Source organism: Rothia sp. P5766, from assembly GCF_048513555.1.
GTDB lineage: Bacteria > Actinomycetota > Actinomycetes > Actinomycetales > Micrococcaceae > Rothia.
On the sequence record NZ_JBLXXS010000011.1, the window covers coordinates 41,720 to 66,107 of the forward strand.

Below are 24,388 nucleotides of genomic sequence, written 5' to 3' on the forward strand. Positions count from 1 at the left end.
ACCTACCCTTCTGCCCCATCGGCAATCTTAAAGGCATCGTATGCTGCCTGTGCACCATCCTGCGCATTCTGGAAAGATTCTGCAGCGTCAGAAAGCAAAGAGCTCTCCTGCCCTCCCAGGGCCGCGGCGTGATGTTCAGCCACAGGGTCGTGTGCACTCGCCGGGGTAGGAGCCTTGCTTTCCAAAAAGCCCTCAAAAGACTCCTTAGTTGCCTTGAAAGTATCAATCAGAGTCTGGAGCGTGCTGTATTCAAACTCAAGAACAGGTACGGGCATGAGGCTCCTTAACCTACGGTGGGAATAATACCTTGTGAACATTGTAGCCAGTTATTCTTCTGGGTCACCTTTCTTACCCCGGGGGGTTACCCATAAGTAACCCAAAGTGGGGGCAGGGCAGCCCGTATCAGAGCCTCGGCGGGCAACCCTGCCCGCCCCCCCATCGTAACTTACGCAATAAACAGACACATGAAGACTTTTTAAAACAGCATCTTGACCAACGACCGTTCGAAAGGGAAAACTAAAAGCAGGTCATGAGAGCCAGCGCTAAGCCCCAGCTAGCTGGCCGGCAACCCTCCACTCGCGGTGGGGTGCCCTGGGTAAAGACCTGGCACACCTCACCGAGAACCGGGTGTGCAAGCGCGGGACCGATGTGCCTCACTAACTCACCCGAGGGCATCAGAACCTTTAACCCCTCTTCAACCAGCCCAATCAGGGCTACCAGGGCCTGGTCTACGCCCGCGACCTGGGCAAGGACGGTGCCTTTGGGGTCAACCTCTCCTACATCCTCAAAGCCCGCGTGGCTCTGCTGCGTGACCTGGGTTCCTCCATCGCACCCACCAACGCCTTCAACATCGCTATCGGCCTGGAAACCCTCTCACTGCGCGTCGAACGCCACGTAGAGAATGCCCGCAAGGTGGCAGACTACCTGCAGGCGCACCCGGCAGTAGAGTCCGTGACTTACTCCGGCCTAAAAACCTCCCCTACTACACCCTGGCGCAGAAGTACCTACCCAAGGGCGCCGGTGCCATCGTTGACTTCACCCTCAAAGACGCTGATTCCGCTACCGCCCAGAGGTTCGTGGACTCCCTGGCCCTGGCCCGCCGGATCGCCCACACCACCTACCGCTGCGCCGCCGAACTAAACTTTCGTTTTGGCCGCGATGCCCAGGAGCAACAGAACATTCTCCACTGCCTACCGGCTGACCGTGGCCGCTACCAGGTAGAGAACTATCTGGACTACCACGGCCAGAAACCGACCGCACGGTTTGACGCTAACTCTTATCTAGCTATCAATGAAGCCCTGCTCTCTCACGACCTTGGCCGTGACAGGAGCGGGCTGCTGAGAGCACTGGCGCTTTCTACCTGCCACTGGACCATTGCCTACGTTGACTCAGATAGGCTCTTCTTCCCCTCCGACTCCCACATTATGGCCGCATCACTACCGCAACCGGTTGAGCCTGAGGTTATTCACTCACCCTGCCGGTACGACGGGTTCCTGATTGAACACGAGCAACTCGAACGCATCCTTGCCCGCAGTCTTGAAGCCCAGGACGCCGCTGACAGGCTAGGGTCAGTAACCCACAAAAAGCACCTGTGGGCGGTAGCCTAAAGTAAGCTCCGCCGGTGATAAATTGGGTACGAAAAGACCGAGGCAAGCTCCGCAAGCTACCCCTAGAACTCAACAGCTAATCGCAGCAGCTGGCAAAATTCGCCTGGCGGGGTAGGTTGCTTACGCTTCACCCATAAGCCGGACTTACAGACTCACCGAGGAGCGTGTCATGAGTCAGCATGTTGCTGAGTATTCAAAAGCCGAGCCCTTCCGCCGGGGAACCCACCTGGTCGTCCTCTTGCACGGCTACGGCTCCCACGAACAAGACCTCATGGGCCTGGTCAACCACCTGCCCCAAGAGGGCATCACCTACGCCTCAGTACGGGCACCCCAGCCGGTAGGCTACGCCCTGCCCGCCGACGCCAAGGACGCCTTCATTGGCGCACCCGCCCTGGGCTACCAGTGGTGGCCACTCAACCAACAACTAGAAACCGTAGGGTTCCGTGCCATCGAACTGGCCGTGGACTACGTCCTGGAATGGCTAGAACCCCTTGCCGCCAACTACCGCAGCCTCAACCTGCTTGGCTTCTCCCAGGGTATGGCCATAGCCACCAGCATTGCCCGCCACCGGCCCGACCTGGTGCGCACTGTGATTGGGCTGTCCGGCTATGTGGTCGACGGGGGAGAGGGCTACTTCAAAGATGCCGAGCTCACCGCTCAACCTCTACCACTGTTCTGGGGCCGGGACGAAGCTGACCCCATCATCACCGCCGAAAATATCAGCTTCACCCAAGAATGGGTCAAAGACCACACCGCCCTTACCGACTACCTCTACGCGGGCATCGGCCACGGGATTGCCCCCAGCGAACTAGCGCACATGAGCACCTTTATCCGCGAGAACATCTTGAACTAAAGAGAAAACCGGCGGGCTGAATCATGCCAAACAGCCCGCCGGTACTAGGGCACAAAAGACCAAAGCCTAGGCTGAGGCCCTTGGCTCAGCACCCTAGCGACCAACTGGCTCGGGGCTGTCGTTAAGGGTCTTGGCCGCTAGGGTGCTGAGTTCACGCTTACCTAGTCGTGCGCCACCTGCACCGTGACCCCATTGAGAGTTACCCTATCCCCAGCATGCAACTGGCGGCCACGCTGCTCACAAATATCACCGTTCACCTTAACAAGGCCGTCCCGGATCACCTCACGGGCATGAACCCCGTTCTCCACCAGGTTAGCCAGCTTCAAAAACTGGCCCAGCCGAATCATCTCATCACGAATAAACACAGACTCAATACTCATAGCCTCCAGTCTAGCGACCAGCTGGTTCCCCGCCTTCAAGCGGTGCGGTAGGCTTAAAGGCAGTGTGCCCAACCGGGCACTGCCCCCACAATCCAAGCACGCCACAACCGGTGGCGCAGGCTCACAGGAGAAACCAAAAAACATGGCACCGAAGTCACAACTTGATAACGTCATCTCACTGGCAAAACGACGCGGATTCGTCTTCCAAGCAGGTGAAATCTACGGCGGCTCCCGCTCCGCATGGGACTACGGCCCGCTCGGTGCCGAACTCAAAGAAAACATCCGCCAGCAGTGGTGGCAGACCTTCGTCCGCGGCCGCGCAGACATGGTCGGCCTCGACTCCTCCATCATCCTGCCTAAGGCGGTCTGGGAAGCCTCCGGCCACGTCGCCACCTTCACCGACCCCCTAGTTGAGTGCCTGTCCTGTCACTCCCGGCACCGCCAAGACCACCTCATCGAAGCTTTCGTTGAGAAGAAGGGCCGCCAGCCCGAAAACGGCATGGACGACATCACCTGCCCCAAATGCGGCAACAAGGGGCAGTGGACCGAACCCCAAAACTTCTCCGGCCTCATGAAAACCTACCTGGGCCCCGTTGACAACGAAGAGGGCCTGCACTTCATGCGCCCCGAAACCGCCCAAGGCATCTTCGTCAACTTCAACAACGTCGTCACCACTGCCCGCAAACGCCCGCCCTTCGGTATCGGCCAGATCGGTAAAGCCTTCCGCAACGAAATTACCCCCGGCAACTTCATCTTCCGAACCCGCGAGTTCGAACAGATGGAAATCGAATACTTCGTCCACCCCGACGACGCACCCAAATACTACGACCAGTGGATCGAAGACTGCTGGAACTGGTTCGTAGACCTCGGCATCAACCCCGACAACATGCGCAAATTCGATGTACCCGCCGAAGACCGCGCCCACTACTCCGCAGGCACTATGGACCTAGAATACCGCTTCGGTTTCCAGGGCGGCGAATGGGGCGAACTCATGGGCGTAGCCAACCGCACCAACTACGACCTGGGCGTCCACAACGAACACTCCAACGCTAAACTCGAATACTTCGACCAGGGCACCGGCGAACGCTACGTCCCCTACGTCATCGAGCCTTCCTTTGGCCTGACCCGCTCTATGATGGCCTTCCTCGTAGACTCCTATGTAGAAGACGAAGCTCCCAACACCAAGGGTGGCGTAGACAAGCGCACCGTCCTTAAGCTGGACCCGCGACTGGCGCCTGTCAAGGCCGCCGTCCTGCCCCTGTCCAAGAAGGAAGACCTGGTTCCTACCGCCAAGAAACTGGCCGATGAGCTACGACGCAACTGGAATATCGACTATGACGACGCCGGTGCAATCGGCCGCCGCTACCGCCGCCAGGACGAAATCGGCACACCTTTCTGCATCACCGTGGACTTTGACACTCTAGAAGACCAGGCTGTCACTATCCGCGAGCGCGACACCATGACCCAGGAGCGCGTCTCCCTGGACCAGGTCACCGCCTACCTTGCAGCCAAGCTGACCAAGTAAGTCTGGTTCTCTGGGACCTTGCTGTTTCTGGCAATACCCTTAACACCAGCCTTAAACAGGTCACCGCTCTTCGGCAACGCCCTTAAGGCCAGCCCCGCCAGTTGCCAGAGAGCGGTGCCGTCTTCGGTCGGAAATGGCCCTTAAGGCCAGCTCCGAGCCAGTTGCCGAGGCAAAGGTAGTGCATTTGGCCCGGAGTACCAGCAAAAATCAGGCCAAAAAAAGCCGCCCGCCCCTGTTACCAGGAGCGGGCGGCTTTTGCCTTATAAGACACTAGCTAGGGGCATGAACCTAAACTTCTACGGACGCGTAGTTCACATTCAGGTGACCGCTCATAGAACGATTGGCCTCCCAGTCGCTCCGCAGGACCGACTTGATCACAGCGTCGTGGTAAGTGCCATCAATGAAGAATGCCTGGCGGCGGCGCCCCTCCGGAATAAAACCGCAGGAGGTATAAACGTGGCGGGCACGCTGATTGAAATCGACAACCTCCAGCTCAATTCGGTTCAAATCTAGGTGCTCAAAGCCGTAATCCACCATCAGTTTGGTTGCCTGAGTACCGTAACCCCGGTTCTGCCCCGCTGAGCTGATGCAAATACGGTAATTGACGGACCTGCTGGTCGCATTGTATTCATTGAAGACAACCTCACCCACGTAGCGGTTCAGGGCCGGGGCAAAAACAGCCAAATCAAGACGGTTATCTTTTGTATTCCTCAGTGCATACCAGTCACGGGTTGCCTGCTCATCAGCATCAGTGCCACCAATGAGTCGGGAATGCGCCGAAGCCGTCTTACGCAAAGCATCGGGCTCACGCAGAATCTCAATCATGGCATCGATAGCAGAATCGTCAAAAGGGCGTAACTGAACTAAAGAGCCGGTCAGGGTCGGCTTGTGAGAAAAAAGGGATGTCATGGAACCACACTAAGCGATAGAGTCAAATAAACTTTAAGCTCTCCTAGTCTAGCGGGTGAAGAGAAGGTTACAGGGCGGAGCTTGCTCACATTCGCGCGCCCACCCCGCCTCAGTGGCAGGCAGGGAAGCCCTAGGGGACGTTAGAGTAGAGGGGTAGACCCCGCTAAGAGCCAAGGACAAGAACCCCGTGGACAAGACCACCCCCACTGCACCAGAGACCAAGACCCCCCTACCCGTCGGCTACACCCTACGCCCCTGGCGCACCGGCGACGACATGGAAATGCTCCAATACTGGCAGGACCCCGAAAACCGCCAGGTCGCAGCCTTCCGCTCATCCTTCTCTCCTGATACAGAGGCGCCCTTTAGCCGCACCCTGGTTGCTGAACACCAGGGGGTTCCGGTCGCCGCAGGTACCATCTACGAAACCGACCTGCACCCACAGCGACTCTGGGCCTACCTGGAAGTAGCACCCGACCATCGCCGAACCGGCCTCGGCAACCACCTAATCGCCGCCCTCAAACACGCTGCCCAGGCAGCCCCCAGTGGTGTCAGCGCCTTCCGCACCAAGGTAGAGCCGGCTTCTAGCGGCCTAGAATTTGCTCAGGCCCAGGGCTTTGAAGTTATCCAGCGCTCGCGGATGGTTCGCATTGAAGCTGGTACTGTTCCACCGGTGCCCCTGCGCCAAGACGCCTCCGAACGCATGACCCAGACCATCGAAGACCTAGCCACCGGCTCTGTGGAACTGACCCAGCGCTTCTGGGAGTTCTACCGGGGCATTCACGGCTGGGACCAGCCCGCTGACCTGTCCATTGGGCGGGTAAACAGGCTCTTCCTGTCCGATGAAGCTGAAGCGCTCGGCGCGGTCGTGCTGCGTGACGATATTCTGCGCGCTCAAGCCGAGGGTAAAAAAGGTGACATTCTGGCCTTTGCTGTTAGCTACCGGCCCCTGGCTGTTGACGCGGGCCTCATGGAAATCTCCGAGGACGATGCTACCGAAATCACCGTGGGCTACCGGCTGGGCCACCCCCAGGCCCGTGAAGCTATTATGCAGCTACTTTCGGTTATGACCGGCCAGTACGCGGTCTCCCTTGAGGTGGATGACTCGATGGAAGATCTGGCTGTGCTGATTGACCAGCTCATCAAGATGGGCTCCGCAAAGGTCACCAGCGAAACTCTGGTGATTGCGGATGCCTAACCGATGGAGGATGTACGGGTTGAGCGCGTCCTGAGGGTTGCTGAATCTATTCCGCTCGGGCGGGTGGCAACCTACGGGGATGTGAGTGCTGTTGCCGGGGAGTCTCCGCGTGTGGTTGGCAGGGTGATGGCGACCTGGGGGAGTGGGGTGCCCTGGTGGCGTGTGTGTAATGCCCGGGGTGAGATACCCGGTCATGCCGCACCTGCTACCGAGCGCTGGCGAGCTGAGGGTACTGCCCTGACTGCTGACGGGCAGGTTGACTTGCGGCAAGCTCGGGTGAGCGAGCCGGAACTGGCTCAATTATCTGCCACTTGGCTGGCTGAACTAGAGGTATGACGTAAGGCCCCGCCCTTTCGCTCTTAGGCCCGGTGAACAACCCCGGGCCCAAGAGCGAAAGAGCGGGGCCTTGCTGTTAGCGTGCGTCTTAGACTCCGATGTCCTGGGCGCGGCGGCGTCCCCGGCCGGAATATGATTGGCCTGAACAGTTGGCGATGTAGCCAATAGCCGGCCATATTATTGCAAAGAGAGCGTCAAAATTCCAGAGGGCATGGAGGGCACCCCAGAGACACCAGCAGATTACAATATTCCAGGCCATCATGCCGGGCCGCCAGACCATAGCCTGGGCTCCTTGGGGTTTGGAGAAGAACTGAGTCAGTACAGTACCCACGGCCAAAATGCCTACCCCAAAGGCCGTCATGTAGAGGTCCCGGCTCAGGTACCAGGCGATAAGCCCATGTAAACCCCAGAGCGCTACCATGGACATGGGTGCGTAGGAGCCGCTACCAGGGGAGTTCGGCTGAATCATCATTGAATATCACCAATCCTGTAATCCTGTGGGCTGAGTTAAAGGAGATTTGGCCGACCGGCTCGCCCCGCTGGTGGCGTAGCCGGTAGGTGAGGGTATAGCCTAAGGTGGCCAGTTCAATCACGGTTCTTTGGACCTCTATAAAGTCACCGTTTGCCTCAAGGACCTGCTGCCAGACCTTAGCCAGCTTGCGTTTGGAGTGCTTTCGGGCGGCGGTGTAGGTCATGTGGTGGTGGACGTGTTGGTAGTCGCTGTGGGCGAGCGCGGCAAAGACGGCTTCGGCTATCTGTTGCAGTTTTGTCTCGATTTGGGGCAGTGAGCGTGCGTTATAGACCGAGTCGGAGAAACGTTGGGCGGCGGCCTGTTTGGTCACGCCGATGGCTGAGCCGATGAGCTGCCAGGTGGCACCGCCTGCGCGGGCGGCCTCTACTGCTTGTTCAAGGGCCTGGTTGGCGCGGGTGACCTCGGCCTGGGCTGCGCCTACCGCGAGCATGAGCGGGTCTTTGGAATCCATAAACCCTCCTGGGGAATTGTCAAGAAAGATTGACTTTTCAAAATTCTAGGGGATGCCCAATCTTGTTTCAAGGTTGGGCGGAAGATAGCTGGGGCGTTTTCTTGGATAATTCCCAGGAAATAGCCATTTTTGGCTAGAGGGGGCGGTCTATCTGAACTTTAGCTCCTGCCGATACCCTCAGCGCGGTCACCAAGAGTTAAAGTTTCACCAAGTCAAAAAGATCTTACAGGCTTGGTTCGCTTGATTGCTTATATTCCATAAATAAATACATTTATTATATGCAATATTTATTTTCATGTTAAAAAGTAGGCTTATTGCTTGAGTGGGGCCCTCTCTGGGCATATTATTTAAGTAAGTTGTTCAGCTCCCTTATTAATTTTTTGAGCCAAGAGCTCAGAGGGGGTGGAGTGAACGGCCTACCCCTTGGGGTATTTACTAATGAAAGGCATCTAGCCAATGACTACCAATGAAACAATTCAAGCTCTTCGTGACAGCACTGTATATGGCGCTGATGGCGACAAAATCGGTCGCGTAGGTGAGCTATACCTCGATGCACAAACCCAGGAGCCAACGTTTGTAACTGTCAATACGGGCTTCTTCGGCACTAAGCAGTCATTCGTTCCCGTTGATAGGGCACGTTTCCAGGACGGCGAAATTCACGTTCCCTTTGACAAGGATTTCGTTAAAGACGCGCCTAATGTAGATGAAGATGGCGAGCTGTCACCGGAAGAGGAGCAGCGCCTCTACGAATACTACTCACTGGGCCAGAATGAAGCTCAGGTGACTGGCGCAAGCCATGACGGGCAGGTAGCTGGGCAGAGCCAGGCTCAGGCATCCACCTCCGATCACTCCACTCAGCAGGGAGGCGATGTCGTTGCTCACGAGGAGCGTCTGAACGTCTCTAACGCCACCAGCGCAACTCAGACCGGCCAGGTCCGCCTGCGTAAGGTAGTTCACACCGAAAAGGAGACAGTGGAGGTTCCCGTTCGCAAGGAAGAAATCGTTGTTGAGCGTACTAACCTCAAAGACGGTGAAGTTGTAGAGAACTACGACTTTGATTCCGCAGAAGCTAAAGCTGATGTTACTGTAACCGCTCACGAAGAGCGCCCTGTAGTATCAACTGAAACTGTTGCAACTGAGCGTGTCTCCGTTGGTAAGGAAGTACACTCAGAGACCGAACGCGTTTCAGCTGATTTGCGCAAGGAAGAAATCGTCGTAGAGGGCGATAAGTAGACCTCTCTACACCTGATAGTCATACTTCAGGTAGGTTTTGAGGCCCGGTGGCTTGCCACCGGGCCTCTTGCCTGTGTGACCCAAACTTGAACTAGACATAAAAACCTACCTCTATTTTTCGGGAACTACTCCCTTGGGTGAGGCAGAGGGAGATACCATGTGCAAGAATTGGATGGCTATGACTAACCAGACGACTCACCCTACTCAATCTCAGGCTCGCACCAAACAGCTCAAGCTGCCGCCCCTGCAGCTAGGCAAGCACACCATTGACACCCCGGTCGTTCTGGCCCCCATGGCAGGGGTCACTAACAAGGCCTTCCGCAGGCTCTGCCGCGAGTACGGCGGTGGCCTCTACGTCACCGAAATGGTGACCGCCCGCTCCCTGGTGGAGCGTAACCCGGAGTCCCTGCGTATCATCGAGCACGATGGGGACGAGCAGATTCGCTCTATCCAGATTTACGGTGTGGATGCCCTGAACGTGGGTAAGGCGATCCGCCTGGTAGTTGAAGAAGACCGCGCCGATCACATTGACCTGAACTTTGGGTGCCCCGTCCCCAAGGTCACCAAGCTGGGCGGCGGCTCGGCCCTTCCCTGGAAGACTGACCTCTTTACCGCCATCGTGCAGACCGCTGTGCGCGAGGCCTCCCGCAAGGATATTCCCCTGACCATCAAAATGCGCAAGGGCATTGACGAGGACCACCTGACCTACCTGGAATCGGCTAAGATTGCGCGCGACTCCGGGGTCGCCGCGATTGCCCTGCACGGGCGTACCGCCGCCCAGCACTATTCCGGCAAGGCTGACTGGGACTCTATCGCGCGCCTGCGTGAGGCCATTCCCGATGTGCCGATTTTGGGCAACGGCGATATTTTCTCAGCCGAGGACGCGATCGCCATGGTCGAGCAGACCGGAGTGGACGGTATTGTGGTGGGGCGTGGCTGCCAGGGCCGACCCTGGCTTTTTGGCGACCTACAGAACGCTTTTGAGGGCTCTGAGGAACGCCACCGCCCGGCTGTGTCTGAGGTAGCCGACATGATTTACCGGCACGCGGAACTACTGGTGGAGACCTTTGGGGACGAGACTCGTGGCCTGCGGGAGATCCGTAAGCATGTGGCCTGGTACTTCCACGGCTACCCGGTGGGCGGGCGTTTGCGTGCCAAGATGTCCACGGTGCCTACCCTGGAGGCCTTCCGCGAATACCTGGCCGAGCTGGACCATTCCATTGGTTACCCGGGTGAGGCCGTTGAGGGACCGCGCGGGCGCGCGGGCAACCCCAAGAAACCGCACTTGCCGGACGGCTGGCTGGACTCCCGCCTGCTGGGCGACGCAGAACGTTTAGGCTTAGTGGGCGCTGAACTGGACATCAGTGGCGGCTAAACCGGCCTGTCCACAACTGCCACCGCCAAGATGCGGGCTATCTTTCCCTAGGCGGGGTTAACCTTCACACCTGGAAAGAAACCCCGCACTTGGTTTGTTACAGGAATAAGAAAAGTGCGGGATGTGCACCTTTTATAGGCAACGGTGTGTCTTACCTTACTGGCGAGTATATTGGTTCTAAGTTATCCAGATATTTTCCAGGAGAAATGATGCAATCTGAGGCGCTTAAATACCGTATTGGTGTTGACGTTGGTGATCGGTCAGTTGGTTTGGCTGCCATCGAATTTGACGATGCTGGTTACCCCATCAAAAAGTTGGCTTTGGTGACCTACCGCCATGATGGGGGCCTTGACCCAACCCAGAATAAGAGCCCCAAGTCTCGTAAAGAGACAGCTGGTGTTGCTCGCAGGGTCCGGAGGATGCGTCGCCGTAGGGTGCAACGATTGAAGAAGCTAGATGCTACGCTCATCTCGCTGGGCTACCCGGTGCCCGCGGCGGAAGAACCACAGACCTACCAGGCCTGGTTCTCCAGGGCTAAACTTACCAGCCAGAAAATTGACAATGAGGTTGAGCTGGCTGAGCACCTGGTGAGGGCTTTACGGCACATGGCACGTCACCGTGGTTGGCGTAACCCCTGGTGGCGCTTGAGCCAGTTGGACCAGGCACCGGTTCCATCCGTTACTATGCTTGAGAACTTGGAGCAGGCTCGGTTGCGCTGGCCTGACTACATTACAGATAACACTACGGTCGGTGAGATTGGGGCGCTTGCAGCCTCTAAAGATATTCTTCTGCGCCCGCGCACCAGTGATAAACGTAAGAACGGTTTGCACCACCAGGGCCAGAAAGCACTCCTTGACAGCAGAGTCCGTCAGGAAGATTTGCTTGCTGAGGTCAAGAAGATGTGGGCGGTCCAGGGGTTGCCTCAGGGTCATTACCATGTGCTGGTAGAGGCACTTTTTGACCAGATGCGCCCTCATGTTCCTGCCCAAAACGTTGGCCGTGATCCGTTACCTGGGCGTGGGAATCTACCGCGCGCTCCACGGGCCTGTCTTGAGTTCACCGAGTTCAGAATTCGGCAGGCTGTCCGTAACTTGCGGGTGCGGCAGGGGAGCCAAGCTATTGAGCTATCGAGCGGCCAGTACATGGCGGCAGTCAATTATTTGATGAACTTTTCGGAGGCAGAGCCTCCTACTTGGGGTGATGTTGCTGAGGCTATCGGGGTAGAACCTCACGCCCTGATTGCACCCGTTATTGACGATGTGCGTTTGAATAAGGCACCCTATGACCATTCTTCTTTTGTCTTGTTGAAGGCTCTACCTAAGAGCTCTCAGGTGGTCAAGTGGTGGCAGACAGCGGATGTTTCGCTTCGTTCTTTGCTGATTATGCTCTTGAGCGACCCGACGGAGTTCTCGGTTGAAGCCGCCGATGAATGTGGGCTGAGCGCTGTCTTTGAGAGCTGGCCCGAGAAAGAACGTGAAAAGCTGGAGGGGCTTGATTTTGAGTCGGGCCGTGCGGCATACAGCGTGCAGTCTTTGACTGATTTGAATAGCTATATGGCTGAGCATCAGGCAGATTTGCATACGGCGCGTAAGGCTGTTTTTGGTGTTGATGACTCTTGGCAGCCGCCCCGTGAGAATCTGCATGAGCCTACCGGCCAGCCAGCGGTGGATCGGGTGCTGACTATTGTGCGGCGGTTTGTGCTGGCTTGTGAACGTAAGTGGGGGCGGCCGGATCGGATTGTGATTGAGCACGCCCGTACAGGTTTGATGGGCCCCACCCAGCGTGCGGAGGTTCTGCGTGAGATTGCGCGCAACCGTACTGAGAATGACCGTGTGCGCCAAGAATTGCGTGACAGTGGCGAGTTGGAGAGCCCCACGCGAGCTGATGTCCGCCGTCACCGGATTGTGCAGAACCAGGGCTGTAAGTGTCTCTACTGTGGTGCCATGATTACCACCAAAACTGCTGAACTTGACCATATTGTGCCGCGTGCCGGTGGAGGGTCGTCCCGGGTGGATAACCTGGTAGCGGTATGCCGTGGGTGTAATGCCGATAAGGGGCGGGTTCCTTTTGCCGTGTGGGCCGCCAGAACGACCCGTTCGGGAGTTTCTCTGGAAGAGGCTCTGGGCCGCCTGTGGGAGTTCGATAAGGTGGGTGTCTTCAAGGGCGTATCAGGGCGCCGCTTGAAAGAGCAGATTGCCCGCAGACTTAAGCAGAAAGAAGAAGACCCGCCGATTGATGAGCGTTCTTTGGAGTCTACAGCTTACTCTGCGGTTTCTGTCCGTCACCGTTTAGAGACCTATTTTAATGCCGGTACTGCACGCAGCGGTGGGGACCGGGTTCATATTGATGTTTACTCTGGGTCTTTGACTCGCCAGTCTCGCCGTGCGGGTCAGATTGATGAACAGATTCTTCTGAGGGGTCAGGAAGAGAAGAACCGTTTTGATGTGCGCCATCATGCTATTGATGCCGCTGTCATGACCTTGTTGAACCCCTCTGTTGCTAGAACTTTGGAGCAACGGCGTCTGTTGCTGACTGAGCGGCGCTACTCAAGCCGTGATAATGATTGGAAAGATTTTACCGGTCTTGATTCACCGAGCCAGCAGAAGTTCCATAGGTGGAAGGAGACTTGTCAAGCGCTTGCTGATGTGCTGGGGGAGGCTATCTCTGAGGACTCTATTCCGGTTATTAATCCTTTGCGTCTGACACCAGCCAACGGTTCTGTGCACAAGGATACTTTGTTGGGGCTGGAATATAAGCTGGTGGGCGATGAGTGGTCGGCTGGTGATATTGACAAGGTCGCTGACCCTTACCTTTACCTGGCGTTGCAAGAGCAACTGGGTAAGCAGAAGGTACTAGAAGCCGATAGCAACCGTTGCTTGCGCACTGAACGGGGTCACCAACTAACTGCTCAGGAGCAGGTAGTTATCTTCCCCGAAAAAGCTGCTTCGATTCTTGCGGGTACGGGTGCCGTGAAGATTGGTGATTCTTTGCACCATGCTCGCCTGTATGCCTGGCCGAGTAAGAAGGGCATTGAGGTGGGTATGCTCCGTGTCTTTGGTGCTGAGTTCCCCTGGCTCTTTAAGCTCTATGGAACTAGGGATGCCTTGCGGGTGCCTATTCACCCTGGTTCGCAGTCTTACCGGGACTTGCAGGGTACCGTGCGCAAGCAGATCGAGGCAGGTAGGGCTCAGGAAATTGGGTGGATTACTCAGGGCGATGAGCTAGAGATTGAGGTAGATAGCTTTGTGGACGGTTCCGATAAGTTTGCCCAATTCCTAAGGATTATCCCTGAGAGCCGTTGGAAAGTTGACGGACTCCCGATGAGCAGACAGCTACGGTTGAGGCCATTATTACTGTCTTATGAGGAGCTACCTCAGGGCATCTATACCGATGAAGAGCTAGCACTGGTACAGGAGATTCTTGAGAAGGGAGCTATCGTTTCGGCTGGTGGAGTCCTTTCTGCTCACGGAACCAAAGTCATCCGCCGCAATCATTTGGGCTTTCCTCGCTGGCGTGAGAACGGTGCTGTTCCTGTATCACTTGATATTGAGCGCAGGGCACAGGAAGTTCTAGGAGCCTAAGATGGATAGTAAGTGGCGCATTCTGGACCTTACGGCTTATGAGGGTTTCCTTTCCTATGAGAGGGGGCGTATCAAAGTGGGGGAGCAGTCTGTGCCACTTGCTGAGGTGGACTTTATTCTGGTGGGCCAGAAGTGCACTTGGGGCTATGGGCTGGTGGCTGGGCTGGAGCGTTTTGATGTAGCTATGGCTGTGTGCGATTGGCGGAATCAGCCTATCTCTGTGCTCTACCATTGGTCAGAGAACACGAGGGTTTTTGCCCGCCACGAGGCTCAGGCTCACCTCAGCGTTCCTAGACGCAAAAATGCGTGGATGCGGCTGGTTAAGGCAAAGATTCGCGGGCAGGCTTTTGTTCTGCGTTCGCATAACCCTGTGGTAGCCCAGGAACTAGAGGCCTGCGCTAGGGCAGTGCGGTCTGGGGACCCCACCAATATGGAGGCTCAGGCGGCCCGCCTCTACTGGTCTGCTTTTCTGCCTGAGGGGCGTATCTACCGTGACCCGCAGGCTGATGATGTGGCCAATGGTTTGCTTAACTATGGCTACACCATTTTGCGGGGGCGTGTTTTGACTCGCCTGGTTGCTACGGGTTTATCTCCTACTCTGTCTCTTTTCCACCGGAATAGGAGCAACGTTTTTGCGCTGGCGGATGATCTCATTGAGCCTTTCCGCCCTGCGGTGGATGAGGCTGTCCTGGGCTTGCTTGCTGGTGGTGCTTGTGAGGTGGGTAAGGCCGAAAAAACCGTGCTGGCTTCTGTCTTAGGCGCTTCGGGGCAGGATTCTGCGTATTCTGTGCGTACCGGTATTGAGAAACTGTGCCAGAACTTCGCTATGTACGCGGAGGGGGAACGGGAGGTCTTGCTGGTTCCGGTCTGGCAGGGTCGGGAGTTTGCCTGGGGAACTGAGGGAGTGGATGGCTAAGCCTGTGTGGTTGCTTGTGATGTTTGATTTGCCGGTGAAGACTAAGACTCAGATGAGGTTGGCAAATCAGTACCGTAATTTGCTCAAGGACCGTGGTTTTGACCGGATTCAGTTGAGCGTGTACTGCAAATATTATTTGAATGGGAACTCTACTGAGCGTGACCTGGGGATGTTGAAGGTTAATGTGCCGGTGGGTGGGCAGGTGCGTGTCTTGAGGGTTTCTGATAATCAGTGGGCTTCTACGATTATGTTTGTGGGGCCAAAACAGAAGAAGGCGGAGCCGCCGCCGGAGCAGTTGACTATTTTTTAGGGTAAACGAAGCCCCTGGTGACCATTGCTGGTTACCAGGGGCTGATAAGTCAAATCATGCTTTTCAGCATGTTCTTGTTAGGAATTTTCACCTCTGAATCCTTAACAGTTCCCTACTCTAGCAGATTTTCCGCCAGTGGACTGTATCTTTCCAGATGGAGAGGTTTTCTTACCATTTTTTCTGCCGAAAAAGTGGCGAGAAAACCGCTCTGACCAGTTATTTTTCAGAGAGACTCAAGTCTATCTGGGTTCAGAGGTGATAGTTCCCAACCTGCCTGATCAGTCCAGAACATGCCGCCCAAGTCTATCTGGGTTCAGAGGTGATAGTTCCCAACTGTGACAGCATCGTTGTTCTTTTCCCAGCAAGTCTATCTGGGTTCAGAGGTGATAGTTCCCAACTTATGGCCAATCTGGATGAAGTCCTTGCCAAGTCTATCTGGGTTCAGAGGTGATAGTTCCCAACCTTTCTATGCGGTTTAGGAGTGTGAATTCAAGTCTATCTGGGTTCAGAGGTGATAGTTCCCAACCGTCCTCAGTTACCTTGCCTTCCTGGGTCAAGTCTATCTGGGTTCAGAGGTGATAGTTCCCAACTGAGCTTGAAACGTATGAGCCGCGCAGCCAAGTCTATCTGGGTTCAGAGGTGATAGTTCCCAACTTAGCCGCCGCGCTCCCTCGATTTCAACCAAGTCTATCTGGGTTCAGAGGTGATAGTTCCCAACCAGAGCACGCCCTCGACGCCTTCCATGCCAAGTCTATCTGGGTTCAGAGGTGATAGTTCCCAACTGATTTCTTCGATGGAGAGTTCACCGATCAAGTCTATCTGGGTTCAGAGGTGATAGTTCCCAACCGTTCTTAGTAGCTGTCATAGATATTTTCAAGTCTATCTGGGTTCAGAGGTGATAGTTCCCAACTTGGCAGTGCTACAGGGGTAGCTGCCGGCAAGTCTATCTGGGTTCAGAGGTGATAGTTCCCAACCACGCTCCGCTCTAATCAGCATTCAGAGCAAGTCTATCTGGGTTCAGAGGTGATAGTTCCCAACTGGGCTGAGTGGGGCCGTTACTTCCCTCCAAGTCTATCTGGGTTCAGAGGTGATAGTTCCCAACAAGGAATTGCTGAATGGTTGATTGTGAGCAAGTCTATCTGGGTTCAGAGGTGATAGTTCCCAACGGAAGAACCGGTCTTTCAGGGTCAACAACAAGTCTATCTGGGTTCAGAGGTGATAGTTCCCAACGCTCTACGCTCGGCCTATCCCAACTCCCCAAGTCTATCTGGGTTCAGAGGTGATAGTTCCCAACTGAACCAGGCGGGGATAACCGTGGTCGACAAGTCTATCTGGGTTCAGAGGTGATAGTTCCCAACCCTGTCAGTGGGGTATATGGCAAGACAGCAAGTCTATCTGGGTTCAGAGGTGATAGTTCCCAACTGACCATTGTTTGTGCAAAGTGCAGATCCAAGTCTATCTGGGTTCAGAGGTGATAGTTCCCAACGTTCTGATGGCATCTACCTTTCAGTAGGCAAGTCTATCTGGGTTCAGAGGTGATAGTTCCCAACACGATGGAAGATGTACCTAGGGCATTTGCAAGTCTATCTGGGTTCAGAGGTGATAGTTCCCAACCCTTGGATTTGGTTTCACCCGCTGCAGCCAAGTCTATCTGGGTTCAGAGGTGATAGTTCCCAACACCGGGCAGTACTGAACCATGTGATTGACAAGTCTATCTGGGTTCAGAGGTGATAGTTCCCAACGTGGGTAAAGCTGAACCTCGGTACCCGCCAAGTCTATCTGGGTTCAGAGGTGATAGTTCCCAACTATTTTCGGGACAGCCCGACAAATGGCACAAGTCTATCTGGGTTCAGAGGTGATAGTTCCCAACACATCGCCGGAGAAAAATTCTACGGAACCAAGTCTATCTGGGTTCAGAGGTGATAGTTCCCAACCTTAGACCTAACCGCCCTAAGCACAAGTCAAGTCTATCTGGGTTCAGAGGTGATAGTTCCCAACTGCGGCGAGTGGTGGTGGTGATGGGGGTCAAGTCTATCTGGGTTCAGAGGTGATAGTTCCCAACGTTCGACCCGCTAGAGCGCTTCGGGGTCCAAGTCTATCTGGGTTCAGAGGTGATAGTTCCCAACAATTCCCAGGGTGCCAGTAAAAGACCATCAAGTCTATCTGGGTTCAGAGGTGATAGTTCCCAACAAATCAGCGCAAGCGCAGACCTAACCGGCAAGTCTATCTGGGTTCAGAGGTGATAGTTCCCAACACAGGCCGCTACTTGGTAACTGAATATCCAAGTCTATCTGGGTTCAGAGGTGATAGTTCCCAACCTTCGGTTGCCATGTTCGTAACTCCCTGCAAGTCTATCTGGGTTCAGAGGTGATAGTTACCAACAAAGGTGCGTGCATTCGGTGACTGTGTGCAAGTCTATCTGGGTTCTGAGGTTGCATCTCTGAGATTAATGGCCGGGGGTTGCCCGGCCATAAGCCTGTTTGGTTCAGAGGTTATATTTCCCAACATACTAACAGACATTCATATCCTACCGTATTGACCCGCAACTAACATAGATTTACATTAAATTATCTTTTAGTATAAGATACAAATATTTGATAGCTTTGTAATTCAGATGGACTGTTCGGGATTTCAGAAAGTAGGTTTATCATGTTTGACTTCGTTGAACTTCTGATGGGGTGTAGCGTCATCGCTAAAAATGTAATCTACGTTGTCAACACCGTTAGGCCATGGCTCGGTAGTAGGAAACATAAGCCTTGAAAGCTACCGTGGAACCATGCTTATTGAACTTACCCGTTTTCGTGTTCTTCCGGGCAAGCGTGCCCTGGTGGATGAGTGGCTGGCCTTCCTCAACTCCAATATGGAAGCTGTGCGAGAGACCCTGGAACCAGAAGAAATGTATGTGGAGACCATCTTCGCTGAGACTATCGACGGGGTGGACTACCTCTACTGGTACTCCGTTCAAGGCGAGCAAGGCGCAAGCCGTTCGGTCCGCGACTCCCCGCACTGGCTGGACCAAAAGCACGTCTACTACTGGCGCGAATGTATCGACCCCACCTACCAGCCCCAGCAACTCACCCCGCGCGTCCACATGATGCCCGAACGGGTGCAGGCCTCCATGAAACCTCTCAAACAAGAAAACACCTAGACTCCGCCATTACCACCTGAAAAAACTTCAAACACCTATCCAGGCCCATGATTCCCTCATCGCAGAATGGGTTGCCAGCTACAAGCTACCTGTACAACAGGCTCCAGCCAGGCTCCTGTGCGAAGACAATCTGTCAAGATCAATCACAGAACTTGAAGAGCTCTGACCTGATGGAGCCTGCCTCAGCTGGTTCGGCGGTCCCGCTAGCAGCGCAGAACCCTGGCCCCACCTGGAGGACGGCAGACATGCTTGTGGGGGGGCGAGGTAGAGACGGAGACTGGGAACGCCCCAGCTGCTACCGGCTTGCCCCAGCCACTAGACTAGAAGCTATGACCAGCTACACCGTTCGCCCCGAAAGCCCCGCCGATGTGCCGGCCATTGATGCCCTGCTCCAGAGGGTCTTTCCTACAGGCTACCAAGCGCAACTGGTCACCGACTTACGGGGCAACCCCGCCTCATGGGAGCCCGGTATCTCCCTCGTTGCCCACTCTGCCACCGAAGTCAGCCCAGAGCTGGCTGGCTATGTGCTTCTCAGCCGCTGCTGGGTCGGTTCCTGGCCCGCCCTCGCCCTGGCAACTCTGGCCGTTCACCCCAACCACCGGGGTAGGGGAGCAGGCACCACCCTGGTGCACCAGGCCCTCGAACTAGCTGGCAAACTAGCCCAAGAAACCAACGCCCCCACCAGCGTCATAGTGCTGGGCGATCCCGCCTACTACTGCCGCTTCGGGTTTAGGCCGGCGGCCCACAGCGGTGTACGCGCCTACATTGACGGCATGACACCCGCCGAGCTGGCCCAGAACCTGCAAGCGCTCAACCTGACACCCGACTACCCGCCGCTGGCCGGGGAAGTCACCTGGCCTGCCGAATACCGCCTTGACCAGGGCGACGACCTCTAACCCGCGCCAACCCACCAGCCAGAAAGCAGGGCATGACACCCACACCCGACCAGGTTCCCACCCCGGAACAAGCACCCACCCCCGGCTACACCAGCGCCGATGCCGCCCGCTGGGTACCCGAACACCACCGCTTTGTCTACCGCTCACCTTTTGAACGCGACCGCGCCCGCGTCCTACACTCCTCAGCCCTGCGCCGCCTGGGGGCAAAGACCCAGGTGGTAGACCCGGACACAGACGACTTTGTGCGTACCCGCCTGACCCACTCCCTAGAGGTCGCCCAAATCGGGCGCGAACTAGGCCGTATGCTCGGCTGTGACCCAGACGTGGTAGACACCGCCTGCCTGTCCCACGACCTGGGCCACCCACCCTTCGGCCACAATGGCGAAACCGCCCTGGACCGTCTAGCCACCGACGCCGGTGGTTTTGAGGGCAACGCCCAAACCCTGCGCCTGCTCACCCGCCTGGAACCCAAAGTTATCCGCCATGACGGTGGCTCAGCCGGGCTCAACCTGACCCGCGCCGCCCTGGACGCCACCTGCAAGTACCCCTGGACCCGCCAGGCCGCACCAGCCCGAACCGACGGCAAACCCAACCGCAAATTTGGGGTTTACACCGATGACCTGCCCGTCTTTGACTGGTTCCGCACCGGTGCCCGCGAAGCCGGTGCCGAACCGACTCAGAAATGTATTGAAGCGCAGGTCATGGACCTCGCAGACGACATCTCCTACTCGGTACACGACGTGGAGGATGCCGTCTTTGGCGGGCACCTGCAACTGCACCAGCTCAAAGAACCCACCGCTCGCCAAGCTGTTTTTGAGAAGACCCGCCAATGGTACCTACCGGGTGTGGAGGACTCCACACTGGACCAGGCCCTAAGCCGACTCGAAGCACTGGGCCGCTGGGTGCCCTACATGAGCGGCACCCGCTCGTCGATGGCCGCTTTCAAGGCGCTGACCTCCAAATTGATTGGCCGTTTTGCAGCCAGTTCTATGGTGGCTACCCGCCAGCTCTACGGCAACCAACCACTCACCCGCTACCAGGCCCAGCTGGTTGTGCCAGAAGAAACCGAGCACGAAATTGCGGTGCTCAAAGGCATTGCCACCGCCTTTGTCATGACCCCGCGTGATGCCGGTGCCCACTCCGAGAATCAGCAGGAGATCCTGGAATTCCTGGTCCACGCCCTACTCGATAACCCGGACTACCTGGACCCGGTTTTTGCCGCTGACCTGCGTGAGCTTGGCCCCAACGAGGACACCGCCCGCCTGCGCCTGGTCATTGACCAGGTTGCCTGCCTAACCGACCGCTCAGCTGCAGCTCTTTTCAAACGCATCACCGGTAGCCACTGGGCGATCGGGGACAAACCCCTCTGGTAGGTCACCCGCCGGCTTGACCGCTCAACTAAACTTGAACCCGTGGCAGGCTTAATCAGAAAAGAAGATATTGATCAGGTGCGCACCCGCACTGACATCCGCGAAATCATTGAAGGGTACGTGACCCTCAAATCAGCCGGTATCGGCTCCTTTAAGGGTCTGTGCCCCTTCCACGATGAGCGAACCCCCTCCTTCCACGTGCGCCCACAGATGGGCACCTACCACTGCTTCGGGTGCGGTGAATCAGGGGATGTCATTAGCTTCCTCATGGAGATGGACCACACCTCCTTCACCGAAACCGTGGAGAAGCTAGCCGCCCGCATCAACTACGAACTGCACTACGAGCAAGGCAGCGGCATGAGCAGGGAAGAAGTGGGCCGCCGCCAGCGCCTGCTCGATGCCCACAAGATAGCCACCGAGTTCTTCCAGAAGAACCTCTACACACCCGCTGCCGTAGAAGCCCAAAAATTCTTGGGAGGTCGTGGCTTTGACCCCGCCTCCACCCAAAAGTTCGGTGTAGGCTTCGCCCCGCGAGGCTGGGACAACCTACTCAAATACCTCATGAACAAGGGCTTCACCACCGACGAGCTCCGCGCCACCGGCATGTTCTCCGAGGGCCAGCGCGGTCTCTACGACCGTTTCCGGGGCCGGCTAATTTGGCCCATCCGCAACATCACCGGTGAAACCATCGGCTTCGGTGCCCGCCGTCTCTTTGACGATGACCAGGGCCCTAAATACCTCAACACCCCAGAGACCACCCTCTACAAAAAATCCCAGGTGCTCTACGGCCTGGACCTGGCCAAGCGTCCTATCGCCAAGAAGAAGCAGATCGTGGTGGTCGAAGGTTACACCGACGTTATGGCCGCCCACCTGGCCGGGGTCGATACCGCCGTGGCCACCTGCGGCACCGCTTTCGGGACCGACCACATCAAAATTGTGCGTCGCCTGATCTCCGATGACGGCACCGGGGGAGAGGTTATCTTCACCTTTGATGGGGATGCCGCCGGGCAGAAAGCCGCCCTGGCCGCCTTCTCCGAAGACCAGCGCTTCGTCGCCCAAACCTACGTTGCCGTTGCCAAAAACGGTATGGACCCCTGCGACCTGCGCCTTGCACGCGGCGACTCCGCCGTGCGGTCCCTAATCGAGTCCCGCCGACCCCTCTTTGAGTTCGCCATTGACGCGACCCTTGCCAACTACGACCTGAGCACCCTCGAAGGCCGTGTGCGCGGTATGCGGGCTATCGCCCCCATCATCGCCGGCATTAAGGACGCTGCCTTGCGCCCCGCCTACGTGCGCCAGGTATCCGGCCAGCTAGGATTAGAGACGGCCGAAGTTCAACGTGCCGTCACCTACGCCATCAACCACCCGCAGGCCAGCGCCAGCCAAAAAGCCGAAGCCGCAGAAGCCCAACGAGCCGCAACCCGCCAAGAACAAGAAACCGTCAACACCGCAGCGGAACAGGACCCCTACGAGCTACCCGACCTGCGCGACCCCGCCGCCCGCACCGAACGCGAAGCCCTCGAAGTCATCCTGCAATACCCCGAATCCCTCAGCCTGGAACAGTGGCAAGAACTCGCCACCGTCCACTACCGCTACCTTGCCCACAGTGGCATAGCCCAAGGCATTATCGGGGCAGCCGGAACCATGGCACCAGCTGCCGGGCACGCCTGGGTCAACACCGTACGGAGCCAGGCACCCGAACCCGTCCACGCCCTCATCGCAGAACTTACCGTAGCCCCCATACCTGCCCGCACCCCAGAACAGCTCCAGCGCTACAGCCGCGACATCCTCAACCGCCTCTTTGAACAAGAAATCACCCGCCAAAAATCAGACCTCCTCATGCAACTCCAACGGATCAACCCCGAAACTGACGCAGAAACCTTCCGCCAGATCCAACAACAGCTCCTCACCCTGGAACTACGCCGCCGCACCAAAATGCAAGGCCAAGACTAAATGTGACCGAGCTAACCTAATCTCGATTTGCGCAGGCCCCCGACCTCGCGTAAAGTTATTACACGTTGCAGCGACAACAATATCGCACACAACATTCCCCCGTAGCTCAATTGGCAGAGCATTCGACTGTTAATCGAAGGGTTACTGGTTCGAGTCCAGTCGGGGGAGCAGATATCAAGAAGCCCACTCACATGAGTGGGTTTCTTTCTTTAACCAGTAACCATTGCGCAGGCTCTTGTGAGCTCGCGCGCTCGCTCCCGCCTGCTCCATCTGGTTCGAGTCCAGTCGGGGGAGCAGATAAATAGCCCCGCCACTAGGAATAAAACTCAGCAGGCGGGGCTCATTTTTTACACCCAAAAACAAGCTGTGGTGTGTTTTTGGTGCTAATTCAAAAAATAGCTACCCTTCACCCAACGGGCTACCCAGATACCCTGTAACATCAAACACACTAGAGGCCCCCCACGTAATGCCGCCCTGTCCTAGCCGGCTTCCGACACCCAAGGGCACCTGCTGCGCCCCTTGAACCGTCTACAGCTAGTTAAAAATGTTTCGGAACAAACCCCATTCCCACCAGGAGAGAGGTACTGGAGTGTTCCCTTGCTCCCTTCCCAGCACAATGACCTCGGGTATTTTATAGAAAACATAAACTTCCCAGAGCTTAAAGCAAAAAAGTCAGTCTACTTTTTATTTATCTAGTGAAGGCTGTAACTATCTGCCTGCAAAAGAACAAATTATCGGTAGACTAAGTGTCTGATGTATGTGCCGATCAGGTACGTGATCGTTCGCAAACAAGAGAGGTGTCTTATGACCACTCCTAACGACCTCAACGGCTCCACACGAGCCCAGGGTCTGCGCGCTGGCCTTAATAACGTTAAGGCAAGCGTCACCAATGTGGCTGATGCTGGCAAGGTGCTGACCCGCCTGGCCCCCAAGCAGCTCAAAGATGAAGTCCAAATCGCCAAACTTGAGGTTAAGGAAAAAGGCCTTGCCCTGGGCAAGGGTGCCGCTGTGGCAGTCATTGCGCTGGTCTTTGCCCTCTTCATGGCCATTGCGCTGGTCATTCTGGCCTACGTTGGCCTCACCTCCTTCCTGCCCAACTGGGCTGCGGCGCTAGTGCTGGTGGGTATCTTCCTGCTGATTGCTATCATCGCTGGCCTGGTGGGCTACAAGATGATTAAGGCGCAGCTACCTTTCAAGCCTGAGTCAGCACTCTTTGGTGTTCTCTACGACCTGGGCGTGCTTAAGCAGGGCTCAGATATGACCTCTGCCCGCCTCAAGAGTGAGCAGGCTCAGAAAGCTGAAGCTAAGCAGGCTGAAAAGCAAGCTAAAAAGGAGAAGGAAGCCAATGAGCCTCAGGCTCCAGCGGCTCCTGCCCCCACCAAGGAACAGTTGATCCAGCGCACTAAGCAGCGCCGCGAACACCTTAAGACTTTGCGCGATGACCTTGAAAACTACTCGCGTGAAGTTCAGGCCGGTGCACGCGGTCTGGTGCAGAATGCCAAGTACTCAGTAAAGAGTGCTCCGCTCACTGCCCTGGACGGCGGCAAGAAGCTAGCGGCTAATGCCACCGACCCCGAAACCTTGCAGGCCCGCTGGAAGCCTTTTGCGGCACTGGCTACTGCTGTTGGTGCAATTATGCTCTTCCTGGGTAAGCTCTTCCGTCGCAACAAGTAAGCTACTATAACTGTATCGGTCAAGTAGCAGACAAAGGTTCAGGCCCCGCTGGTGGAATATCCGCCGCGGGGCCTGAACTTTTTCTTTTAGAATCTTCGGTCAAATAGCCTCTTGGTGGCATACTCACCCTGTGCTGGCGTTGAG

19 protein-coding genes, 1 tRNA gene, 1 pseudogene, 1 CRISPR repeat array and 1 riboswitch are annotated in these 24,388 nt (G+C 56.3%); of the genes and pseudogenes, 16 read left to right on the forward strand and 5 right to left on the reverse strand.

What is annotated here, in order from left to right; all coding sequences use genetic code 11:
* Nucleotides 1–2: 2 nt before the first annotated feature.
* A complete protein-coding gene (locus ACN08V_RS07090; RefSeq protein ID WP_419100240.1) occupies nt 3–275 on the reverse strand; it encodes a hypothetical protein in 273 nt (90 codons plus the stop codon).
* A 250-nt stretch (nt 276–525) separates the two neighbouring features.
* A riboswitch (SAM riboswitch) is annotated at nt 526–644 on the forward strand.
* 43 nt (nt 645–687) lie between these two features.
* Here ACN08V_RS07090 and ACN08V_RS07095 point away from each other — a divergent pair.
* Nucleotides 688–1,112 (forward strand): annotated as a pseudogene (locus ACN08V_RS07095) (PLP-dependent transferase); the annotation flags it as partial.
* Between the two features lie 664 nt (nt 1,113–1,776).
* Nucleotides 1,777–2,460: an alpha/beta hydrolase gene (locus ACN08V_RS07100; protein ID WP_419105028.1), complete on the forward strand. Its 684-nt coding sequence runs from the start codon at nt 1,777–1,779 to the stop codon at nt 2,458–2,460.
* Between the two features lie 161 nt (nt 2,461–2,621).
* Here the strand turns inward: ACN08V_RS07100 and ACN08V_RS07105 are convergent, their stop codons facing one another.
* Nucleotides 2,622–2,840, reverse strand: coding sequence for an RNA-binding S4 domain-containing protein (locus ACN08V_RS07105; protein ID WP_419100238.1), 219 nt, complete (start codon nt 2,838–2,840; stop codon nt 2,622–2,624).
* A 142-nt stretch (nt 2,841–2,982) separates the two neighbouring features.
* Between ACN08V_RS07105 and ACN08V_RS07110 the strand changes: the two genes are divergently transcribed.
* A complete protein-coding gene (locus ACN08V_RS07110; protein WP_419105029.1) occupies nt 2,983–4,365 on the forward strand; it encodes a glycine--tRNA ligase in 1,383 nt (460 codons plus the stop codon).
* Nucleotides 4,366–4,653: 288 nt separating this feature from the next.
* Here the strand turns inward: ACN08V_RS07110 and ACN08V_RS07115 are convergent, their stop codons facing one another.
* On the reverse strand, nt 4,654–5,274 hold the full coding sequence (locus ACN08V_RS07115; protein ID WP_419105030.1) for a GNAT family N-acetyltransferase: 621 nt from the start codon (nt 5,272–5,274) through the stop codon (nt 4,654–4,656).
* A 187-nt stretch (nt 5,275–5,461) separates the two neighbouring features.
* Here ACN08V_RS07115 and ACN08V_RS07120 point away from each other — a divergent pair, with 187 nt between their 5' ends.
* Complete coding sequence (locus ACN08V_RS07120) at nt 5,462–6,469, forward strand: GNAT family N-acetyltransferase (protein WP_419105031.1); 1,008 nt, start codon at nt 5,462–5,464, stop codon at nt 6,467–6,469.
* 3 nt (nt 6,470–6,472) lie between these two features.
* Nucleotides 6,473–6,805, forward strand: a complete 333-nt coding sequence (locus tag ACN08V_RS07125) for an MGMT family protein (protein ID WP_419105032.1) — start codon at nt 6,473–6,475, stop codon at nt 6,803–6,805.
* Between the two features lie 88 nt (nt 6,806–6,893).
* Here ACN08V_RS07125 and ACN08V_RS07130 read toward each other — a convergent pair whose 3' ends face one another.
* Both ACN08V_RS07130 and ACN08V_RS07135 read right to left on the reverse strand, forming a co-directional pair.
* Nucleotides 6,894–7,277 carry a hypothetical protein gene (locus tag ACN08V_RS07130; RefSeq protein WP_419105033.1) on the reverse strand — a complete coding sequence of 128 codons (384 nt, stop codon included), beginning with the start codon at nt 7,275–7,277 and terminating at the stop codon, nt 6,894–6,896.
* A complete protein-coding gene (locus tag ACN08V_RS07135; RefSeq protein ID WP_419105034.1) occupies nt 7,249–7,788 on the reverse strand; it encodes a hypothetical protein in 540 nt (179 codons plus the stop codon). The genes ACN08V_RS07130 and ACN08V_RS07135 overlap by 29 nt, the downstream gene beginning before the upstream one ends.
* 456 nt (nt 7,789–8,244) lie before the next feature.
* Between ACN08V_RS07135 and ACN08V_RS07140 the strand changes: the two genes are divergently transcribed.
* From ACN08V_RS07140 to ACN08V_RS07190, 11 genes are all read left to right on the forward strand, one after another.
* Nucleotides 8,245–9,021 (forward strand): PRC and DUF2382 domain-containing protein, encoded by a 777-nt coding sequence (locus tag ACN08V_RS07140; RefSeq protein ID WP_419105035.1) that lies wholly within the window; start codon nt 8,245–8,247, stop codon nt 9,019–9,021.
* Between the two features lie 178 nt (nt 9,022–9,199).
* Complete coding sequence (gene dusB / locus ACN08V_RS07145; protein WP_419105090.1) at nt 9,200–10,396, forward strand: tRNA dihydrouridine synthase DusB; 1,197 nt, start codon at nt 9,200–9,202, stop codon at nt 10,394–10,396.
* Nucleotides 10,397–10,602: 206 nt separating this feature from the next.
* On the forward strand, nt 10,603–13,977 hold the full coding sequence (gene cas9 / locus ACN08V_RS07150) for a type II CRISPR RNA-guided endonuclease Cas9 (RefSeq protein WP_419105036.1): 3,375 nt from the start codon (nt 10,603–10,605) through the stop codon (nt 13,975–13,977).
* Between the two features lies 1 nt (nt 13,978).
* Nucleotides 13,979–14,893, forward strand: coding sequence for a type II CRISPR-associated endonuclease Cas1 (gene cas1 / locus ACN08V_RS07155; RefSeq protein ID WP_419105037.1), 915 nt, complete (start codon nt 13,979–13,981; stop codon nt 14,891–14,893).
* The gene (cas2, locus tag ACN08V_RS07160; RefSeq protein ID WP_419105038.1) at nt 14,886–15,203 is read left to right on the forward strand and encodes a CRISPR-associated endonuclease Cas2; all 318 of its coding nucleotides are present in this window, start codon (nt 14,886–14,888) and stop codon (nt 15,201–15,203) included. Before cas1 ends, cas2 begins: the two co-directional genes overlap by 8 nt.
* Before the next feature lie 234 nt (nt 15,204–15,437).
* Nucleotides 15,438–17,585: direct repeats of the CRISPR family, unit length 36 nt; unit sequence CAAGTCTATCTGGGTTCAGAGGTGATAGTTCCCAAC.
* Nucleotides 17,586–17,979: 394 nt separating this feature from the next.
* Nucleotides 17,980–18,351 (forward strand): DUF6176 family protein, encoded by a 372-nt coding sequence (locus ACN08V_RS07165; protein ID WP_419105039.1) that lies wholly within the window; start codon nt 17,980–17,982, stop codon nt 18,349–18,351.
* Between the two features lie 329 nt (nt 18,352–18,680).
* On the forward strand, nt 18,681–19,247 hold the full coding sequence (locus tag ACN08V_RS07170) for a GNAT family N-acetyltransferase (RefSeq protein ID WP_419105040.1): 567 nt from the start codon (nt 18,681–18,683) through the stop codon (nt 19,245–19,247).
* 32 nt (nt 19,248–19,279) lie between these two features.
* Entirely contained in the window at nt 19,280–20,620 is a 1,341-nt protein-coding gene (locus ACN08V_RS07175) for a deoxyguanosinetriphosphate triphosphohydrolase (RefSeq protein ID WP_419105041.1), read from the forward strand.
* Between the two features lie 39 nt (nt 20,621–20,659).
* Nucleotides 20,660–22,570 carry a DNA primase gene (gene dnaG, locus ACN08V_RS07180; RefSeq protein ID WP_419105042.1) on the forward strand — a complete coding sequence of 637 codons (1,911 nt, stop codon included), beginning with the start codon at nt 20,660–20,662 and terminating at the stop codon, nt 22,568–22,570.
* A gap of 95 nt (nt 22,571–22,665) precedes the next feature.
* A tRNA-Asn gene (locus ACN08V_RS07185) sits at nt 22,666–22,738 on the forward strand.
* 636 nt (nt 22,739–23,374) lie between these two features.
* Nucleotides 23,375–24,244, forward strand: a complete 870-nt coding sequence (locus ACN08V_RS07190) for a phage holin family protein (RefSeq protein WP_419105043.1) — start codon at nt 23,375–23,377, stop codon at nt 24,242–24,244.
* The last annotated feature ends 144 nt before the right edge of the window (nt 24,245–24,388 follow it).

What these genes read in the sequence shown, in the direction of transcription:
- ACN08V_RS07090 (WP_419100240.1), bottom strand. Translation starts at nt 275, where the DNA reads ATGCCCGTACCTGTTCTTGAGTTTGAATACAGCACGCTCCAGACTCTG.
- ACN08V_RS07100 (WP_419105028.1), top strand. Translation starts at nt 1,777, where the DNA reads ATGAGTCAGCATGTTGCTGAGTATTCAAAAGCCGAGCCCTTCCGCCGG.
- ACN08V_RS07105 (WP_419100238.1), bottom strand. Translation starts at nt 2,840, where the DNA reads ATGAGTATTGAGTCTGTGTTTATTCGTGATGAGATGATTCGGCTGGGC.
- ACN08V_RS07110 (WP_419105029.1), top strand. Translation starts at nt 2,983, where the DNA reads ATGGCACCGAAGTCACAACTTGATAACGTCATCTCACTGGCAAAACGA.
- ACN08V_RS07115 (WP_419105030.1), bottom strand. Translation starts at nt 5,274, where the DNA reads ATGACATCCCTTTTTTCTCACAAGCCGACCCTGACCGGCTCTTTAGTT.
- ACN08V_RS07125 (WP_419105032.1), top strand. Translation starts at nt 6,473, where the DNA reads ATGGAGGATGTACGGGTTGAGCGCGTCCTGAGGGTTGCTGAATCTATT.
- ACN08V_RS07130 (WP_419105033.1), bottom strand. Translation starts at nt 7,277, where the DNA reads ATGATGATTCAGCCGAACTCCCCTGGTAGCGGCTCCTACGCACCCATG.
- ACN08V_RS07135 (WP_419105034.1), bottom strand. Translation starts at nt 7,788, where the DNA reads ATGGATTCCAAAGACCCGCTCATGCTCGCGGTAGGCGCAGCCCAGGCC.
- ACN08V_RS07140 (WP_419105035.1), top strand. Translation starts at nt 8,245, where the DNA reads ATGACTACCAATGAAACAATTCAAGCTCTTCGTGACAGCACTGTATAT.
- dusB (WP_419105090.1), top strand. Translation starts at nt 9,200, where the DNA reads ATGACTAACCAGACGACTCACCCTACTCAATCTCAGGCTCGCACCAAA.
- cas9 (WP_419105036.1), top strand. Translation starts at nt 10,603, where the DNA reads ATGATGCAATCTGAGGCGCTTAAATACCGTATTGGTGTTGACGTTGGT.
- cas1 (WP_419105037.1), top strand. Translation starts at nt 13,979, where the DNA reads ATGGATAGTAAGTGGCGCATTCTGGACCTTACGGCTTATGAGGGTTTC.
- cas2 (WP_419105038.1), top strand. Translation starts at nt 14,886, where the DNA reads ATGGCTAAGCCTGTGTGGTTGCTTGTGATGTTTGATTTGCCGGTGAAG.
- ACN08V_RS07165 (WP_419105039.1), top strand. Translation starts at nt 17,980, where the DNA reads ATGCTTATTGAACTTACCCGTTTTCGTGTTCTTCCGGGCAAGCGTGCC.
- ACN08V_RS07170 (WP_419105040.1), top strand. Translation starts at nt 18,681, where the DNA reads ATGACCAGCTACACCGTTCGCCCCGAAAGCCCCGCCGATGTGCCGGCC.
- ACN08V_RS07175 (WP_419105041.1), top strand. Translation starts at nt 19,280, where the DNA reads ATGACACCCACACCCGACCAGGTTCCCACCCCGGAACAAGCACCCACC.
- ACN08V_RS07190 (WP_419105043.1), top strand. Translation starts at nt 23,375, where the DNA reads ATGACCACTCCTAACGACCTCAACGGCTCCACACGAGCCCAGGGTCTG.